The 16214-nt window shown below is 71.7% G+C and carries 15 protein-coding genes; 10 read left to right on the top strand and 5 right to left on the bottom strand.

Translation table 11 applies throughout. From position 1 onward, the window contains the following. Nucleotides 1-153: 153 nt before the first annotated feature. Both OG625_RS04485 and OG625_RS04480 read left to right on the top strand, forming a co-directional pair. Complete coding sequence (locus OG625_RS04485; RefSeq protein WP_329376752.1) at nt 154-1761, top strand: SDR family oxidoreductase; 1608 nt, start codon at nt 154-156, stop codon at nt 1759-1761. A 112-nt stretch (nt 1762-1873) separates the two neighbouring features. Further along, entirely contained in the window at nt 1874-3247 is a 1374-nt protein-coding gene (locus OG625_RS04480) for a cryptochrome/photolyase family protein (RefSeq protein ID WP_329376751.1), read from the top strand. Nucleotides 3248-3275: 28 nt separating this feature from the next. Here OG625_RS04480 and OG625_RS04475 read toward each other — a convergent pair whose 3' ends face one another. Next, the gene (locus tag OG625_RS04475) at nt 3276-3656 is read right to left on the bottom strand and encodes a winged helix-turn-helix transcriptional regulator (RefSeq protein WP_329376750.1); all 381 of its coding nucleotides are present in this window, start codon (nt 3654-3656) and stop codon (nt 3276-3278) included. A 122-nt stretch (nt 3657-3778) separates the two neighbouring features. Here OG625_RS04475 and OG625_RS04470 point away from each other — a divergent pair, with 122 nt between their 5' ends. Beyond that, on the top strand, nt 3779-4189 hold the full coding sequence (locus OG625_RS04470; RefSeq protein WP_329376749.1) for a RidA family protein: 411 nt from the start codon (nt 3779-3781) through the stop codon (nt 4187-4189). A gap of 75 nt (nt 4190-4264) precedes the next feature. Here OG625_RS04470 and OG625_RS04465 read toward each other — a convergent pair whose 3' ends face one another. Next, on the bottom strand, nt 4265-5455 hold the full coding sequence (locus OG625_RS04465; protein WP_329376748.1) for a GTP-binding protein: 1191 nt from the start codon (nt 5453-5455) through the stop codon (nt 4265-4267). A 5-nt stretch (nt 5456-5460) separates the two neighbouring features. Then, nucleotides 5461-5631 (bottom strand): 50S ribosomal protein L32, encoded by a 171-nt coding sequence (gene rpmF, locus OG625_RS04460; protein ID WP_007267665.1) that lies wholly within the window; start codon nt 5629-5631, stop codon nt 5461-5463. A gap of 116 nt (nt 5632-5747) precedes the next feature. Here rpmF and OG625_RS04455 point away from each other — a divergent pair, with 116 nt between their 5' ends. The 3 genes from OG625_RS04455 to OG625_RS04445 all read left to right on the top strand — a co-directional run bounded on the left by OG625_RS04455 (nt 5748) and on the right by OG625_RS04445 (nt 9101). Continuing rightward, nucleotides 5748-6566 carry a hypothetical protein gene (locus OG625_RS04455; protein ID WP_329376747.1) on the top strand — a complete coding sequence of 273 codons (819 nt, stop codon included), beginning with the start codon at nt 5748-5750 and terminating at the stop codon, nt 6564-6566. 36 nt (nt 6567-6602) lie between these two features. Further along, complete coding sequence (locus tag OG625_RS04450; protein ID WP_329376746.1) at nt 6603-6905, top strand: carbohydrate-binding module family 14 protein; 303 nt, start codon at nt 6603-6605, stop codon at nt 6903-6905. 111 nt (nt 6906-7016) lie between these two features. Further along, nucleotides 7017-9101: an ATP-binding SpoIIE family protein phosphatase gene (locus OG625_RS04445; protein WP_329376745.1), complete on the top strand. Its 2085-nt coding sequence runs from the start codon at nt 7017-7019 to the stop codon at nt 9099-9101. Here the strand turns inward: OG625_RS04445 and OG625_RS04440 are convergent. Further along, nucleotides 9081-10580 (bottom strand): carboxylesterase/lipase family protein, encoded by a 1500-nt coding sequence (locus tag OG625_RS04440; RefSeq protein WP_329376744.1) that lies wholly within the window; start codon nt 10578-10580, stop codon nt 9081-9083. The genes OG625_RS04445 and OG625_RS04440 overlap by 21 nt on opposite strands. A gap of 111 nt (nt 10581-10691) precedes the next feature. Here OG625_RS04440 and OG625_RS04435 point away from each other — a divergent pair, with 111 nt between their 5' ends. The 3 genes from OG625_RS04435 to OG625_RS04425 all read left to right on the top strand — a co-directional run bounded on the left by OG625_RS04435 (nt 10692) and on the right by OG625_RS04425 (nt 13557). Beyond that, complete coding sequence (locus OG625_RS04435; protein ID WP_329376743.1) at nt 10692-11540, top strand: MBL fold metallo-hydrolase; 849 nt, start codon at nt 10692-10694, stop codon at nt 11538-11540. Between the two features lie 3 nt (nt 11541-11543). Further along, entirely contained in the window at nt 11544-12431 is an 888-nt protein-coding gene (locus tag OG625_RS04430; protein WP_329376742.1) for a LysR family transcriptional regulator, read from the top strand. 70 nt (nt 12432-12501) lie between these two features. Then, nucleotides 12502-13557: a tartrate dehydrogenase gene (locus OG625_RS04425; protein WP_329376741.1), complete on the top strand. Its 1056-nt coding sequence runs from the start codon at nt 12502-12504 to the stop codon at nt 13555-13557. A 60-nt stretch (nt 13558-13617) separates the two neighbouring features. On the opposite strand, the gene OG625_RS04420 is transcribed toward OG625_RS04425, so the two are convergent. Beyond that, nucleotides 13618-14862: an MFS transporter gene (locus tag OG625_RS04420; RefSeq protein WP_329376740.1), complete on the bottom strand. Its 1245-nt coding sequence runs from the start codon at nt 14860-14862 to the stop codon at nt 13618-13620. Between the two features lie 467 nt (nt 14863-15329). Between OG625_RS04420 and OG625_RS04415 the strand changes: the two genes are divergently transcribed. Next, nucleotides 15330-16049, top strand: coding sequence for a phosphatase PAP2 family protein (locus OG625_RS04415; protein ID WP_329376739.1), 720 nt, complete (start codon nt 15330-15332; stop codon nt 16047-16049). Nucleotides 16050-16214 lie beyond the last annotated feature (165 nt).

Genomic DNA, 16214 nt, shown 5'->3' with positions numbered 1-16214 from the left:
GCGTCCCTCCAGTCGACGGGGCGTCGCAACTTGCACCGTTTGTGCATCGATTAACACTCCTCCATCCGGAATCCCTGCATCCGGACGTGCCCTCCTGGGGGAAGACATCACAGACCGGTTCGTCAGACGGCACCGGTCGGAGCGGAGGCGTTCATGTGTGCGCGCAGTGATGAAGCCGGCCCCAAGGCGGGGCCGGAGACGGTGCCGGCGCCGGAGACGGGTCCGGCGACGGGGCCAGGGCAGCGCCCGCGCCCGTTGTTCTGCCTGGTCACCGGGGCGAGCGGATACATCGGGGGCCGCCTCGTCCCCGAGCTGTTGGACGCCGGCCACCGCGTCCGTTGCCTGGCCCGGTCCCCCGATCGGCTGCGCGACCACGACTGGGCGGGGCGGGCCGAAGTGGTCCGCGGGGACGTCACCGACGCCGCATCGACCGCCGCCGCGATGCACGGCGTCGACGTCGCCTACTACCTCGTGCACTCCCTCACCGCCGGCTCCGCCTTCGAGCAACGCGACCGCGACGCGGCCCGCACCTTCGCCGAGCAGGCCCGTGCCGCGGGCGTCCGCCGCATCGTCTACCTCGGCGGCATGGCCCCGGCGGGAGTCCCGACCCGCAGCCTCTCCCCGCACCTGCGCTCGCGCGCCGAAGTCGGCGAGATCTTCCTCCGGGCGGAGGTCCCCGCGACGGTGCTGCGCGCCGCGGTCGTCATCGGCTCCGGCTCGGCCTCGTTCGAGATGCTGCGCTACCTCACCGAACGCCTCCCCGTCATGGTCACTCCCAGCTGGGTGGGCACCCGGGTCCAGCCGATCGCCGTCCGCGACGTCCTGCGCTACCTCGTGGGCAGCGCGACCATGCCCGACGACGTGAACCGGCCCTTCGACATCGGCGGCCCGGACGTCCTCACGTACGCGGAGATGATGCGCCGCTACGCGACCGTCGCCGGCCTGCCCCACCGGCTGATCCTGCGCGTCCCGATGCTCACCCCGCGCCTGTCCAGCCTGTGGATCGGCCTGGTCACACCCGTTCCGCGCGGGCTGGCCCGGCCGCTGGCCGAATCCCTGCGCCACGAGGTGGTGGCCGACGAGCACGACGTGGCCCGCTACGTACCCGACCCGCCCGGCGCCCCCATCCCGTTCGACAGGGCCCTCGCCCTCGCCCTCCAGCGGGTGCGCGAGGCCAAGGTGACGACCCGCTGGTCCAACGCCTCCCTGCCAGGGGTGCCCAGCGATCCCCTGCCCACGGACCCGGACTGGGCGGGCGGAAGCCTCTACACCGACCACCGGGAGCTGGCCACCGACGCCTCCGCGGGCGCGCTGTGGCAGATCATCGAGGGGGTCGGGGGTGACAACGGCTGGTACTCGGCCCCGCTCGCATGGGCGGTACGCGGCTGGCTCGACCGGCTCGTCGGCGGAGCCGGCATCCGGCGCGGCCGACGGGACGCCGCCCGGTTGCGGGTCGGAGACTCGCTGGACTTCTGGCGGGTCGAGGAGATCGAACCGGGCCGGATGCTGCGGCTGCGCGCCGAGATGCGCCTGCCGGGACTGGCCTGGCTGGAGATGTACGCCGACCCGCACCCCGGGCCCCCCGGCTCGCGCGGAGCCTCGTACCGGCAGCGCGCCCTCTTCCATCCGCACGGGCTGCTCGGCCACCTCTACTGGTGGTGCGTGTCCCCGTTCCATGCCGTGGTCTTCGGCGGCATGGCCCGCAACATCACCCGCGCCGCCGAACGCATCGACACCGCGCCGCCCTCGGACGGCGAATAGCGCATCCGAAACGCCTCCGCGGACGAAGACACGTACAGAGAGCAACAAGAGTCACAAGAGCCAGAGAAGGCCACTGCAAGCAGCCCGTCCTTCCGATGCGGAGCCCCTTCCCATGACCGTCGCGATCGTCCTCTACACCTCCGACCTGCGGGTGCACGATCACCCGCCCCTGCTCGCCGCCCTCTCGTCCGCGGAGCGGGTCGTGCCGCTGTTCGTCCGCGACAGCCGCATCGAGGCGGCGGGCTTCGAGGCCCCCAACCGGCTGGCCTTCCTCGCCGACTGCCTCGCCGATCTCGATGCCGGGCTGCGCACCCGTGGCGGGCGGCTGGTCGTGCGGTCCGGGGACCCCGTGGCGGAGGTGTGCTCGGTGGCCCGCGAGGCCGACGCCGACGAGGTCCACATGGCCGCCGGGGTGAGCGCGTACGCCCGTGCCCGCGAGGCACGCCTGTCGGACGCGCTGCGCCGGGAGGGCCGCCGGCTGTACGCGCACGACACGGTCGTCACCGCCGTCGCCCCCGGCGCGGTGGTCCCGGCCGGGTCCGACCACTTCGCCGTCTTCACCCCGTACTTTCGGCGCTGGAGCGATCTGCCGCTCCGGGCCGTGGCGGCCGCACCGCGCAGCGTGCCCGTACCCGAGGGGATCGGCTCGCAGGCCCTGCCGTCGCGCGCCGAGGTCAAGGGAGTCTCGCCCCTGCTGGCGCGGGGCGGGGAGTCCGAGGGCCGGGCGCTGCTCGCGCGCTGGCTGAGCCACGGCATCGGGTCGTACGCGGAGACCCACGACGACCTGGCCGGCGACGCGACCTCACGGCTCTCCGCCCACCTGCACTTCGGCACCGTCTCGGCCGCCGAGACCGTCCGGCGCGCGCGGCAGAAGGGAGGGCCGGGCGCGGAGGCCTTCGTACGCCAGATCTGCTGGCGCGACTTCCACCACCAGGTGCTCGCCGCCCGCCCCGACACCGCCGCCGCGGACTACCGCCCCCGTCACGACCGCTGGCACACCGAGCGCGACGCGGCGCAGGAGATCCAGGCGTGGCGCGACGGCCGGACCGGCTACCCGATCATCGACGCGGCCATGCGCCAGCTGCGCCAGGAGGGCTGGATGCACAACCGGGCCAGGCTGCTCACGGCGAGCTTCCTGACCAAGACGCTCTACGTGGACTGGCGCATCGGAGCCCGGCACTTCCTCGACCTGCTCGTCGACGGGGACCTCGCCAACAACCAGCTCAACTGGCAGTGGGTCGCCGGCACCGGCACCGACACCCGCCCCAACCGGGTCCTCAACCCGCTGCTCCAGGCCCGCCGCTTCGACCCGGACGGCGCCTACGTGCACCGCTGGGTACCCGAACTCGCCGGACTGTCCGCGCCGGAGGTCCACCGTCCGTGGCAGCTCGCGGGCCTCGACCGCGCCCGGTTCGACTACCCGGACCCCGTCGTGGACCTGACCGACGCCCTCGCCCGCTTCCGCCACAGCCGGGGCATCGGCTGAACCGGGCGCGGCGGCGCAGGGCTGCCGCTCAGCCGTCGAAGCGCCGGCGGGAGGCGTCGATGTGGCCGAGGTAGCGGTGGGTCCAGTCGCACAGGCCGGCGATCGTGACCCGCAGGGCCCGGCCGGGCTCGGTGAGGGCGTACTCGACCCGTGGCGGCACGACGGGGTACACGGTGCGCTCGATGAGGCCGTAGCGCTCCAGCATGCGCAGGTTCTGGGTGAGCATCTTGTGACTGATGCCCTCGATCTCGTCGCGCAGCCCGCTGAAGCGCAGGGTGCGTTCGCCCAGGGCCTCGATGATCAGGAGCGCCCATTTGTTGGCGACGTCCGAGAAGATCTCCCGGGCCAGGGAGTCCGCGCGCCGCAGGTCCGCATCCTCGGGCGAGCCGCTGTACTGCTTGGTCACCATCTGGTTCCCCAGTCACCGGAAAGTGCGTTCTTCCATGTCAGCGGACACTCTCCTACGGTTCCTGAGTAACCACAAGAGAGCGCCTGGCCGGGCGGCTCTCGTTAGGCATGGAGGCGGGCAGCATGGCCATCACCCTGGTGAACCCCAACGGATTGCCGGAGATCCCCGTCTACCGGCAGGTGTCGGTCGCGACCGGGTCGAAGCTGGTCTTCATCGCCGGGCAGGTCGCCTGGGGTGCCGATGGCGTCACGGTGGGCGAAGGTGACCTCGCCGCCCAGGTGGAGCAGTGCTACGTCAACATCGCCGCCGCCCTGGACGGGGTCGGCGCCGGCTTCGACGACGTGGCGAAGCTGACCGTCTACGTCGTCGACTGGACCCCCGACAAGATGCCGCTGCTGCTGGAGGGCATCACCCGGGCGGCCAAGCGACTGGGCGGCGCCGTGCCGGTCCCGCCGGCCACCATGATCGGTGTCGCGGCGCTGGACGTACCCGAGCACCTGGTGGAGATCGAAGCCACCGCCGTCATCGACTGACGGACGGCACCCCCTGGGAGTGACGGGCGGGACCGGACGGTGCCGTGGCTGCGACCACCGTCCGGCCCCGGGTCTTCAGGCGGCCGTGCCCGTGGCCTGCCCGCGTTCGTGTTCGTGCTCGCAGGCGTCGTCGATCCCGTACGTCTCCCAGTCCGGGAAGGGGTCCACGGCGGGCACGGGTTCGCCCGGCCCGAGGAGGCAGGACTCCAGGGCCGCCCGCAGCGCGTCCGCGCGGAGGCCCGTGCCGATGAACACGAGTTCCTGGCCCTGTGCGGTGTCCGGTCCGCGGGCGCCCGAGGGCTCGAAGCGGGCCACCGCACCGGCCTGGGACCACAGCCCGGTCACCCGGGGGCGGCCGGCCAGCCAGAAGAACCCCTTGGAGCGCAGGATCTGCCCGAACGTCCCGCTGTCGAGGCCCTTGGTGACGAAGGTCCACAGTCGGCCGGGGTGAAACGGCAGGTCCGAGCGGAACACGAGCGAGGAGATCCCGTACTCCTCGGTCTCCGGGACGTGGTCGCCGTTGAGCTCCTTGACCCAGCCCGGCGCCTGCTGGGCCCGCTCGACGTCGAACAGCCCGGTGCCCAGCACCTGTTCGAGGGCCACCTGCCCGTGAACGACGGGAACGATCCTCGCCTCCGGGTTGAGCCGCGCGAGCGTGGCGCGCAGCCGGGCGACCTCCGTCGGCCCGACCAGATCGAGCTTGTTGAGGACGATGACGTCCGCGAACTCGATCTGGTCGATGAGCAGATCGCTGACGGTGCGCTCGTCGTCCTCGTACTGGTCGAGCCCGCGCGCGGCGAGCTCGTCGCCGCCCGCGAGCTCCGGCAGGAAGTTCGCGGCGTCCACGACGGTGACCATGGTGTCGAGCCGGGCGAGGTCGCCCAGGGTGGCGCCGTCGTCGCGCGGGAACGAGAAGGTGGCCGCCACGGGCATCGGCTCGGAGATCCCGCTGGACTCGATGAGGAGGTAGTCGAAGCGCCCCTCGCGGGCCAGCCGGTCGACCTCCTCCAGCAGGTCGTCGCGCAGGGTGCAGCAGATGCACCCGTTGGTCATCTCGACCAGCCGCTCCTCGGTGCGGGAGAGGGCCGCCTCGCCGCCGCGCACGAGCGCGGCGTCGATGTTGACCTCGCTCATGTCGTTGACGATGACCGCGACCCGCAGGCCCTCGCGGTTGCCGAGCACGTGGTTGAGCAGGGTCGTCTTGCCCGCACCGAGGAACCCGGACAGGACGGTGACGGGCAGCGGGGCGGCTGTCGTACCAGTCATCCGGCTCAGCCTTCGGGACGCAGCAGGCCGCGCTCGTACGCCTTCACCAGCCGCTGCGGGACCTGGTACACGGAGCCGTCGACCGTGATCGGGACGAGCTGCGGCGTCGTGGCCTTCCACTGGGCCCGGCGGTGGCGGGTGTTGCTGCGGGACATCTTCCGCTTGGGGACGGCCATCGGGATCTCCTGGGGTGTCGAAGTGGTCGGCGCGATCCTAGATGAAAACGACGACCATTTTCAAATATGCCTCAATTCTGTGGCGACCCGGCTCCGGTGTCGGCCATGCTGCGCGGATGGGTGATCGTGCGAACTTCGTCGTTGTCCGCGAGAGCGGTGAATTCGAGCTCTACCTGTCCCGGTTCGGGGCGATGGGGATCGACCTCGACCTGCTGGCCGGGCCGGCGGAGACGCTCTCGATGGTCAGGCGTCTGCGGGTCGACGACTGGTGGCTGGACGACGTCCACTGCCAGGGGGCGGCGCTGATCGACCTCGGCCGGAAGGTGCTGATGCTGTTCGCCTGGGAGGGGCCGAGCACGGTCATGCGGTACCGGGCGGCGACTCTGCGGTTGTTGCGCGAGGCCTGGGCGGGGTGGGAGGTGCGCTGGATGTACGACGGTCCGGCCGAGCTGCGGACGTACCTGGGGCTGGATCCCGAACACGTCCGTGATCGCGAGGGCGGGCTCCTGGTGGGGTCGGTGATCGAGCCGGACGACGAGGAGCTGGCCGACCCCGAGCCGACGGTGGCGGTCGTGACGGTCGGAACGGACCGCTGCTACATGCTGGTGAACATCTACGACCATCCGGTCCGGGAGGGGACCGCCCTGCTCGACCGGCTGGCGAGCGGACCGGGGCACGGGGCGTGCCGGGTGCCGGTCGATGCCGGTATTCACGTCGATCCGGTGCGGCGCCGGGTGGGCTGGTGGGTGCTCAAGGCATCGGCGGAGGCGTACGAGATGCCGCAGCGATGGCCCGGCTGGACGGTGGAGTTCTGGCAGGACCGCTGGGAGGAGCACGTGCGGGCAGCGCCCGGGAGGTTCGAGCCGCCGCCGGTCGACCACGAGCGCGCGCTGGCGGACGTACGGACGGCGGCCGAGCTCCGGCGGGGGCCGTAGGGTGCACGGGTACATCCATGACCGGAAGGAACTCCCGTGCGTTTACGCCGACTTGCCGTGACCGTCGCCGCCCTGGCCTTCGCCTTCTGCGCCCCGCTTCCGCTTGCCGTCGCCGATGGTGGCTCGGAGCCCTACGTCACGAAGCCGTGCCCCGGTGACGAGCAGTACTACCCGGACGAGGACCCCACCAGGTTCTGGGAGTGCTCGAACGGCACCGCGTACCAGTTCACCTGCCCCTGGGGGTACGTGGACGGGGAGAAGGTACGCCTGCGCTGGGATGTGAACCTCCTGACGTGCAACTGGCCGGACCGGGCCGGGGCCGTCGAGCCCACGTCCTGAGCCGCGTCCGCCCGCTCGGGAATCGCGGGGCCGCCGCGGTTGCCGGGTGGTGCCCGGTCGCCGGGTGGTCATTCGGGGGAGATACTGAATGCCACGCTGCATGGAGGCGACATGCGCGAATCCGAGCATGGCGGCCCGAAATCAGCCCCGGCGTCCGCCAGTGACATCGCAGCGGTCGTACTGGACGACGAGGGCGTGGTCCTCGCTTGTTCCGAAACGGCCGCGACGCTGCTGAAGTGTTCGCCCGGCCGCCCGTGCGCTCCGCTGCTGGCGCTGCTCCCCGGCGCGCCCGGCGGGCGGGCGGTGACAACAGGCGGAGGGGTTCAAGGGGGCCGGAAGGCAGGTCTGGCCTTCCGGGTGGTCCGGCTCGGGACGCGGGCTCCAGGCGAACCGGTTTCCGGCGCGCGGTGGCTGGTGTTGGCCGAGCCGGCCGAAACCTTGGCGGAATCGGCCGAGCGGGACGCGGAGCGACGCCAGGCGGGGCTGTCCCAGGCCGCGGCCGCGACCATCGGCACCTCCCTGGACGTCACGGGCACGGCCGAGATCCTGGTGGATCTGCTCGTCCCCGATTTCGCCGACCTGGCGACCGTGGACCTTGCCGAGCCGGTTCTGGTGGGCGACGAACCGCCGCGCCTGGACGCCAGCGGCGACGTCCGCCTTCGCCGGACCGCTGCCGCGCAGAGCCCGGGGATATCCGCGGAGGAGCTCCTGCCCGTCGGAGAGGCGCTTCCTCCCGTACCCGACAGCGAGCTGATGCGTCCCCTCATGGAGGGACGGCCCGTGCTGGTGCCGGACGTCTCCGTTCTCCGTGCGGCGCTCGGCGTGGATCCCGAGAGCCTGCTCCTGTTCGTTCCGAGGGGGGCGCACTCATCCGTGGCGGTGCCGCTGTACGCGCGCGGTCTGGTCCTTGGCTGCGTCACGGTCTGGCGCAGCCAGTTGCCTTCCGCGTACAGCGAGGAGGACGCGGACCTCCTGCTGGACGTCGTCTCCAGGGCCGCACTCGGCGTGGACAACGCCCGCCGCTACGCCAAGGAGCACCGGTCGGCGTTGGCCTTGCAGCGGAGCCTGCTGCCGCACTCCGCCCTGAACACGCCTGCCGCGGACGCCGCGGGCGTCTATCAGCCGGCGGCCGGTGGGGTGGGAGTCGGTGGGGACTGGTTCGACGTGATCCCGCTGTCCTCGCTTCGCGTGGCGTTCGTCGTAGGGGACGTCGTGGGCCATGGACTCGATGCCACCGCGGCCATGGCACGACTGCGGACCGCGGTGCAGGCCCTGGCCGACCTCGATCTGGATCCGGGTGAGCTGCTCACGCACCTCGACGACCTGGTGCTCGGCTTCTCCGACGAGGAGACGACCGGCGAGTCCCGCTTCGAGCCCGTCGGGCGCTCCGAGCCGGCGGTGCTCGGAGCGACGTGCCTGTACGCCGTCTACGACCCGGTGACGAAGGTGTGCGCCGCGGCCACGGCGGGACATCCGCCGCTGGCCCTGCTGTCACCGGGTGAGGAGCCGTCCTTTGTCCCCATCGTGCCGGGACCGCCGCTGGGCGTGGGCGGAGTGCCCTTCGAGGTAACGGAGTTCGGCGTACCGCCCGGCAGCCTGCTGGCGTTCTTCACGGACGGACTGGTGGGGAGTCGCGGCGACGACATCGAGGAGGGGATGGAGAGATTGAGGACCGGGCTCGCCGGCGCCGACTCCGGCCGCACCCTGGAGGAGGCCGGCCAGCGCATCCTCGACGGGATGCTGCCCCAAGCGCCCGCCGATGACGTTGCGTTGCTGCTCGCCCGCACCCGCGCCCTCTCGTCCGATCAGGTGGCCGAGTGGCAACTCGAAGCCGACCTCTCCCTCGTCGCGCACGCCCGCGAGCTGGTGGTGGGCCAGCTGTCCGCATGGGAGCTGGACGAACTGGGCTTCGTCACGGAACTCGTCGCCAGCGAGCTCGTCACGAACGCCATCCGCTACGCGGGCGGCCCGGTCGGGCTCCGGCTGATCCGCGACCGGGTGCTCGTGTGCGAGGTCTCCGACCCCAGCAGCACCCGGCCGCGCCTGCGCCGCGCGCGGGAGACGGACGAAGGCGGGCGCGGCCTCTTCCTCGTGGCCCAGCTCACCGACCGCTGGGGCAGCCGGTTCACCGGCACCGGGAAGACCATCTGGACGGAGCAGTCCATGGGCGGCCCCTCAGCGCGGGGTGAGGTGTGAAACGGCCGTCGTGACGGTGTCGAAGTGCATGGTGGTGCGGGTTTGCCGGTCGTACCGGTTCCAGTGCGGCAGGGCCGGGTGGTTGGGGTCGCCGGTGCGTATGAAAGCGATCCATGCCCGGTGCACGGCCGACGCGAGGCCGTCCCTGAGCCTGGGGTCCATGCCCGCCAGGAACGGTGCGTGCGACCAGCTGTCGAAATTGTCGAAGACGAAGGGCAGGTCCAGGCAGTGCGGAGCGCCCAGCCGGCCGTCGTGTGCGGGCGTGGGGAAGTCGAACTCGTACACCCAGACCGGGCGGCCCTGCGCCGCGCGTGCTTCCGCGAAGGCCAGGGTGGGCTTCCTGAACGCCGCGTCGGTGGTCAGGTCGATGAGGACGTCGACCGGCCGTGCGCCCGGGCGAGCCGCCTCGTACGCCGCGAACGCTTCGGCCGCGCCGTCGCCGACGTCGGCCCGCATCCTGCGGAGCACCTGCTCTTTGGTGGCCGACGCGTACGCCTCGCCCAGAGCGAAGGCGAAGCTCGCCTCCTCCCTGGTCCAGCCGACGAGGACGTCGACCTCGGCGCCCGGGCCTTCCAGCAGGTTCTCGACGGGTTGGCGCGGCGCCGTCGAACCGTCGAGCACGGGCATGAACGGCGCAGTCCAGTAACCCCATTCCGCGGTGTCCGCGAGCAGTCCGGCCGTGGCCTCGATCAGCCGCGGCCACGGCAGGGTGCGCAGCTCGTCGATGTCCTCTGCACCGACGATCTTCAGGTACGCCGCGGTGCGGGCGCGGGCCTCGGCGGGTGTGGCGAGCGGCATTCCGAGCGGGGCGCTCTGCAGGATGGCGCGCCGGAAGGGGCGATGGTCGCCTCCCGGGCCGGCGAGCGCCGCGGTGGACAGCGCGCCGGCGGACTGGCCGGCGACGGTGACGTTGCCAGGATCCCCGCCGAAGGCCGCGATGTTGTCCTGGACCCAGCGCAGCGCGGCGAGTTGGTCGGTGAGCCAGGCATTGCCGTGCTCGACGCCGTCGTCCGACGTGAAGGAGAGCAGGCCGAGCGGTCCGAGCCGGTAGTTGACGTTCACCACGACCAAGTCGCCGTCCCGCGCGAAGGTCTCGCCCGAGTAGTTGGGCATCGCGCCGGACCCGGAGATGAAGGCGCCGCCGTGGATCCAGACCAGTACGGGGCGGCGTGCGTCGTCGGCGCGGGGCGTCCAGACGTTGAGCGTCAGACAGTCCTCGTCGAACGGCGGAGAACCGTGGCCGCCGAGCACGGGGTCGCCCGCGCGGACGGCTTGCGGCGCACTGGGGCCGTACGCGGTCGCGTCGAGGGTCCCGGTCCACCCCGGATGCGGCTGCGCCGGGAGCCATCGGAGGGGTCCGACGGGCGGTGCGGCGTAGGGCAGGCCCTTGAACGCGGTCACGTCGCCCTCGACGACGCCGCGGACGCGACCTGAGTGAGTGTCCACGACGGGCGCGGGGCGGTCCTGTGCGAGTCCCATCCAGCGCTTCCTTCCACGACGGTGACCGAGGTCTTCGGCCGCCCTCAAGTTATTGCGGAATTCTGGCGGACGTCAATATTATGCGATCCATCGATGGGGGTGGAGGCTCTGATGACGATGTGGCGGATCGGTTCGACGGTGATCCACAAGGTGCTGGAGGCAGACCTGGCCGTTCGTCCGACGGCGGCTCTGCGGACGGACGACACCGCACTTCTGAAGAGGTATCCGTGGCCCGCGCCGGACTTCAGCAGGGCGGACGGCACCTTCGTCCTCTCGGTGCACGGGCTCGTCGTGGACACCGGTGCGCGCAGGATCCTGGTCGACACGTGCGTGGGCAACGCCCGCCCCTCGGTGCCGATGCTGCAGATGCTGAACACCACGTGGCTCGACGACCTCACCGCCCTCGGCTACCCGCCGGAGTCGATCGACACCGTGGTGTGCACCCACCTCCACTTCGACCACATCGGATGGAACACGCGCCTGGTGGACGGGAAGTGGGTGCCGACCTTCCCCCGCGCGCGCCACCTGGTCACACGGGCGGAATGGAACCACTGGGCCGACGAAGCGGGTGCCGGCCTCCGCGACACGATGCAGCCCCTGATCGACGAGGGTCTCGTCGACCTCGTCGAAACCGACCACCGTGTGGCCGGCGGTGTGCGCCTGGAAGCCGCTCCCGGCCACACCCCGGGCCAGGTCGCCGTCGTGGTCGAATCCGGGGAGGAACGGGCGGTGATCACCGGTGACCTCGTTCACCATCCGGTGCAGTTCATCGAACCGGACGTCCCCAGTCTGGCCGACACCGACGCGACGCTCGCCGCGGCGACCCGGCGGGCATTCGTCGAGCGGTACGCCGACACCGGAACGCTCGTCATCGGTACGCACTTCCCCGCCCCCACGGCAGGCTTCCTCAGGCGCGGTGGCGACGGGGGCGTGCGGTTCGTCGTGGACGGCAGGCGCTGAGCCGTGGACTTCCGGCAGCTGGAGTACTTCCTCGCCATCGTGGACCACGGCGGCTTCAACCGCGCGGCCGCGGCGCTCTACGTGTCCCAGCCGTCGCTGTCGCAGGCCGTCAAGGTCCTGGAACGCGACCTGGGCAGCAGCCTGTTCCACCGGATGGGCAGGAGGGCGGTCCTGACCGAGGCCGGCGCCGCGCTGGTTCCTCCCGCACGCGAGGCCTTGCACGCGCTGGAGCTGGCCAGGGCCGGCGTCGGTGCCGTCCGTGAACTGCGCGGTGGACGCCTGGACATCGCCGCGATGGCCTCACCCGCCGTCGAGCCGCTCAGCACCATGGTCCAGCGCTTCACCGAACGCCATCCGGCGGTGTCGCTCGGCTTGCGCGTGGCCCTCACCAGCGCGGACGTGGTCGAGATGGTGCGCACGGGGCGATGCGAACTCGGACTGCTGACCTCCTCCTCGCCGCCGACGGCTCCGGACCTCGTCCCGCACCCCCTCGGAGACCACCGGCTCGTACTGGTCACCCCGATGGACGGGCCCTTCCCGGCCGGGCGGCCGGTCCGGCGGGAGCAGCTGGCAGGGCATCGGCTGATCGTGGGGCAGCGGGGGACCGGCATCCGCGGCTACGTCGACGACCTGAGCGCGCACGGCATCGACGTCCGCATCGCGGTGGAGACCGAACACCGCATGGCCTTCCTGTCCTTGGTGCTGAAAGGCGTGGGGCTGGCCGTGGTGACGGACTCCTGGGCCGAGCTGTCCGCGAGGGCCGGAGCCCTCGTCCTCGACCTGGAGCCGCCCGCCCGTCAGCACATCGTCCTGGTGAGCCGCAAGGCGCAACCGACACCGGCCGCCCGCGCCTTCCTGGACATCGCCACCCGGCCGGCGACCGGCCCATAGGAGCCGCCTATGAGGCACATCGGGGATGGGTGTTGGACCCGAACGGCGTCCCATTGCTGGAATGCGGACCATGACGAACCACAGCATCGCCCTCATCCCCGGCGACGGCATCGGCGCCGAAGTCCTCCCGGCGGCACGCGAGGTCCTCGACGCCGTCGGCCGGCGCCACGGCATCACGTTCGCCTACCGGCAGTTCGACTGGTCCTGCGAGCGGTACCTGCGCCTCGGATCGATGATGCCCGAGGACGGACTGGAGCAGCTCCGCCGGCACGACGCGATCCTCCTCGGCGCGGTCGGCTACCCGGGCGTGCCCGATCACGTGTCCCTCTGGGGGCTGCTCATACCGATCCGCCGCGCCTTCCGCCAGTACGTCAACCTCCGCCCGATCCGGGTGTTCGACGGCCTGCCCAGCCCCGTGCGCGCGGCCACGCCCGGCCGGGTGGACTTCGTGGTGGTACGGGAGAACACCGAAGGCGAGTACAGCGAGATCGGCGGCCGGATGAACCGCGGGTGCCCCGACGAACTGGCCGTACAGCAGGCCGTGTTCACCAGGGCGGGCGTGACCCGGGTGCTCGACTTCGCCTTCGGACTCGCCGAACGGCGCGGCGGCCGTCTCACGTCGGCGACGAAGTCCAACGGCATCGTGCACACCATGCCGTTCTGGGACGAGCTGGTGGTCGAGCGTTCCGCCCGGCACCCCACGGTCGGCTGGGATCAGGAGCACATCGATGCGCTGGCCGCCAAGTTCGTCCTCGACCCCGCCCGCTTCGACGTCGTCGTCGCCTCCAACCTCTTCGGGGACATCCTGAGCGACCTGGCGGCGGCCGTGGCCGGCGGGATCGGCATCGCCCCGTCGGCCAACCTCAACCCGGAGCGCGAGTACCCCTCCATGTTCGAGCCCGTCCACGGGTCGGCCCCGGACATCGCCGGGCAGGGCATCGCCAACCCCATCGGTGCGATCTGGTCCGCCGCGATGATGATCGACCACCTGGGCCACCCGGAGGCCGCGGCGGACGTCACGCACGCGATCGCCCGCGTCCTGGCCACCACCCCGCTGCGGACGCGCGACCTCGGCGGCTCCGCCTCCACCGCCGAATTCACTTCCGCGGTCCTGCGGCACCTCTGACGGGGCGCGACGAGGGCGGAGCGCACGCGCGCTCCGCCCTCGTCGTGACACCCGGGGGGATCAGCGCACGCCGCGGATGGGCAGGATCGCGAGGGCGCCGATCAGCGAGAGCGCGCCGCCGACCAGGAACAGCGGGGTGTAGCCGCCGAACGCCGTGACCACGGCCGAGGCGACGAACGGAGCGATGATCTGCGGCCCCGCGTTGGCCATGTTGAGGACGCCCAAGTCGCGGGCGGCGTCCTCGGCCCGCGGCAGGACCAGGGTGACCAGTGCGGTGTCGACGGCCATGAAGCAGCCGAAGGCCAGACCGTTGAGCGCGTTGAAGACGATCATTCCGGTCCAGGTCGGGATGATCACGGGCACCACCATGACCAGCCCGGCGAGGGCGGCCGAGACCCCGACGAACACCTTGCGCCGGTTCCAGCGGTCGGACAGCACACCGCCGACCACGGTGGAGACGGCCATCGCGACCATCGTCACCGGGGTGAGGACCGCCATCGCGGCGGCCGGGGACAGACCCTCCGGCAGCTCGATGTGGTCGTCCAGGATGTACAGCTGGTAGCCGATGACCGAGAAGTAGCCGAGGACCATCAGGGCCCGGCCGATGAAGGCCCACCGGAAGTCGTGGTCGGCCAGCGCGGAGAGGAACGCGGCGAGCTGCTGACGCACGGGAACGGCCGCGACGGGGGCGGACCGGGGGGCGTCCCGGCAGAAGGCGCTCAGCAGCAGTGCCGAACCGGCGACGAGGGCGCCGAACACCAGGTATCCCGTACGCACCTGCCCCACGGTCTGCGAGGCGATCAGTACGCCGACGGTTCCGCCGATCGGCAGCGCCAGTCCGACCACCGCGGATGCGGTGCCGCGCCTGGCCACGGGGATCCGGTCGGGCACGACGGCGGTGACGGCGGCCTGGTAGACGTTCATCGTGGCCTGGATCAGGCACCAGGCGATGCCGACCAGCAGTGCGGTCCGGACGGTACCGAGGAAGGCCAGCCCCGCGAGGGAGGCCAGGGCGCCGCCCAGGATCCACGGGTTGCGACGGCCGGACCGGTCGGACAGGGCGCCGGCGATCGGATTGAAGGCAGTCGCGAAGACCGCACTGATCCCGCCGATCAGGCCCAGGAGGGCGACCTTGTTCTCCGGGTCGACAGCCGCGATCTGCGTGGGCAGCAGTACCGAGCCGACACCCATGTAGACCGCCAGCATGGCCGAGTTGGCCATCAGCAGCAGCATCATGAGTCCCCGCTGCCGGGGGGCTCGGTGTCCCTCCGGAGTGTGCGACTCGATCAGTTCGTTCGTGGTCATGACAGGCCAACTCCTCGGAGAGGGAGCGGAGGGGAGGGGCCGCAGGGAGGAAGCGCGCGGCTGCGACGGCCTGGAAACAAGTGGGAAGTTACACGTGTTAATTGGCGCGTGGACACTGTGTAGCACGCGACCGGGGCTCCGCCTAGGGCCGGAATCGTGACCTCGGCGTCCGCGGGCGCCGGACCTGCCGGGATGTCCGAAAGTTATGTTGTGTTTCTAGCGGTGGCCAATTAACGGCGATACCCTCCGCTTGCGCAACGCTACCTCCCGTTGCGCCCCGACCCGCGCGCCGCCGATCGGCGCCGCCTCCGGAGTCGGCCCCGCACTTCCCTCCGGCTCGCACCGCCGAGCGATGCGCGCCGCGCTCGTTCGCCTCCGCCGGATCCGCGTATCCGTGCCCGTTCGTATCCGTGCCCGTTCCTCCTCGCGCTCGTGTGCCGGGGAGGTGACTGCGATTGAAGGCAAACATGATCGACTCGACCTCTTCCGGGCGCCGGCGCCGGATGCCGTCCGCGTCTTCTCGGCACTACGTACCCGCTCCGCCGCCCCGGGGCGCGCTGCAGTCCGGAACCGCCCTTTCGCTGATGGCCCTGTCCATCGGTCTCCTGGTCGGAGGCGAGCGGCCGCCGTTCTTCCAGGCGCTCGACGACGGCTGGGCGCGGTGGATGGAGAGCGGGGGAACCGGGGCGTCCGCGGACTTCGCCTTCGCGCTCGACCGGCTGGGCGGACCGCTGGGGACGATCTTTCCGCTCGCCCTGGCCGGAGGTCTGTGTGTCTTCGGGCGCTGGAGGTCGGGTCTGTTCGCCTTCGCGGCCGCCGTCATGGCGAACGTGCTGGTGGTCCTTCCGCTGAAGGCGCTCGTCGACCGCCCGCGGCCGCCGCATCCATTGGTGCTGGTCAATGACGGCTCGTACCCCTCCGGCCAGGTGTTCACGGCGGTGACCCTCGTGATCGTGGCCGGTGTCGTGCTGTTTCCGCCCCGCGCGCGGCGCTGGTGGTGGCTGTTCGGTGCCCTGTACGTCGCGGCCATGATGTGGAGCCGGACCTGGCTGCAGGCCCAATGGCTGAGCGACACCGTCGCCGGAGCCCTCGCGGGGGGTGGGGTGGCCCTGCTGCTGCACCGGGCCTTCGCTCCACTGCTGGACCGGGAGGCGGTACTCGCCGCCGAGGACCGTCTGTGGCTCTAGGCTCTGTCGGGCATCGTGTTACACGTGTAATCTCCGGCTCGGGGGCGCCGTAGCGGGGGGCTGCGGCGGGCCGGCCCCCGGGCGCGCTGGGAGCGCCCGGGGGCCGGTCGGGGCGACCCACTGCGGAACCCGGGCCGACGGCCTCGCCGCGGGGGACGCCGCATT

It is taken from the genome of Streptomyces sp. NBC_01351 (assembly GCF_036237315.1).
Lineage (GTDB): Bacteria > Actinomycetota > Actinomycetes > Streptomycetales > Streptomycetaceae > Streptomyces.
This window is presented reverse-complemented; position numbering and strand designations above follow the sequence as displayed.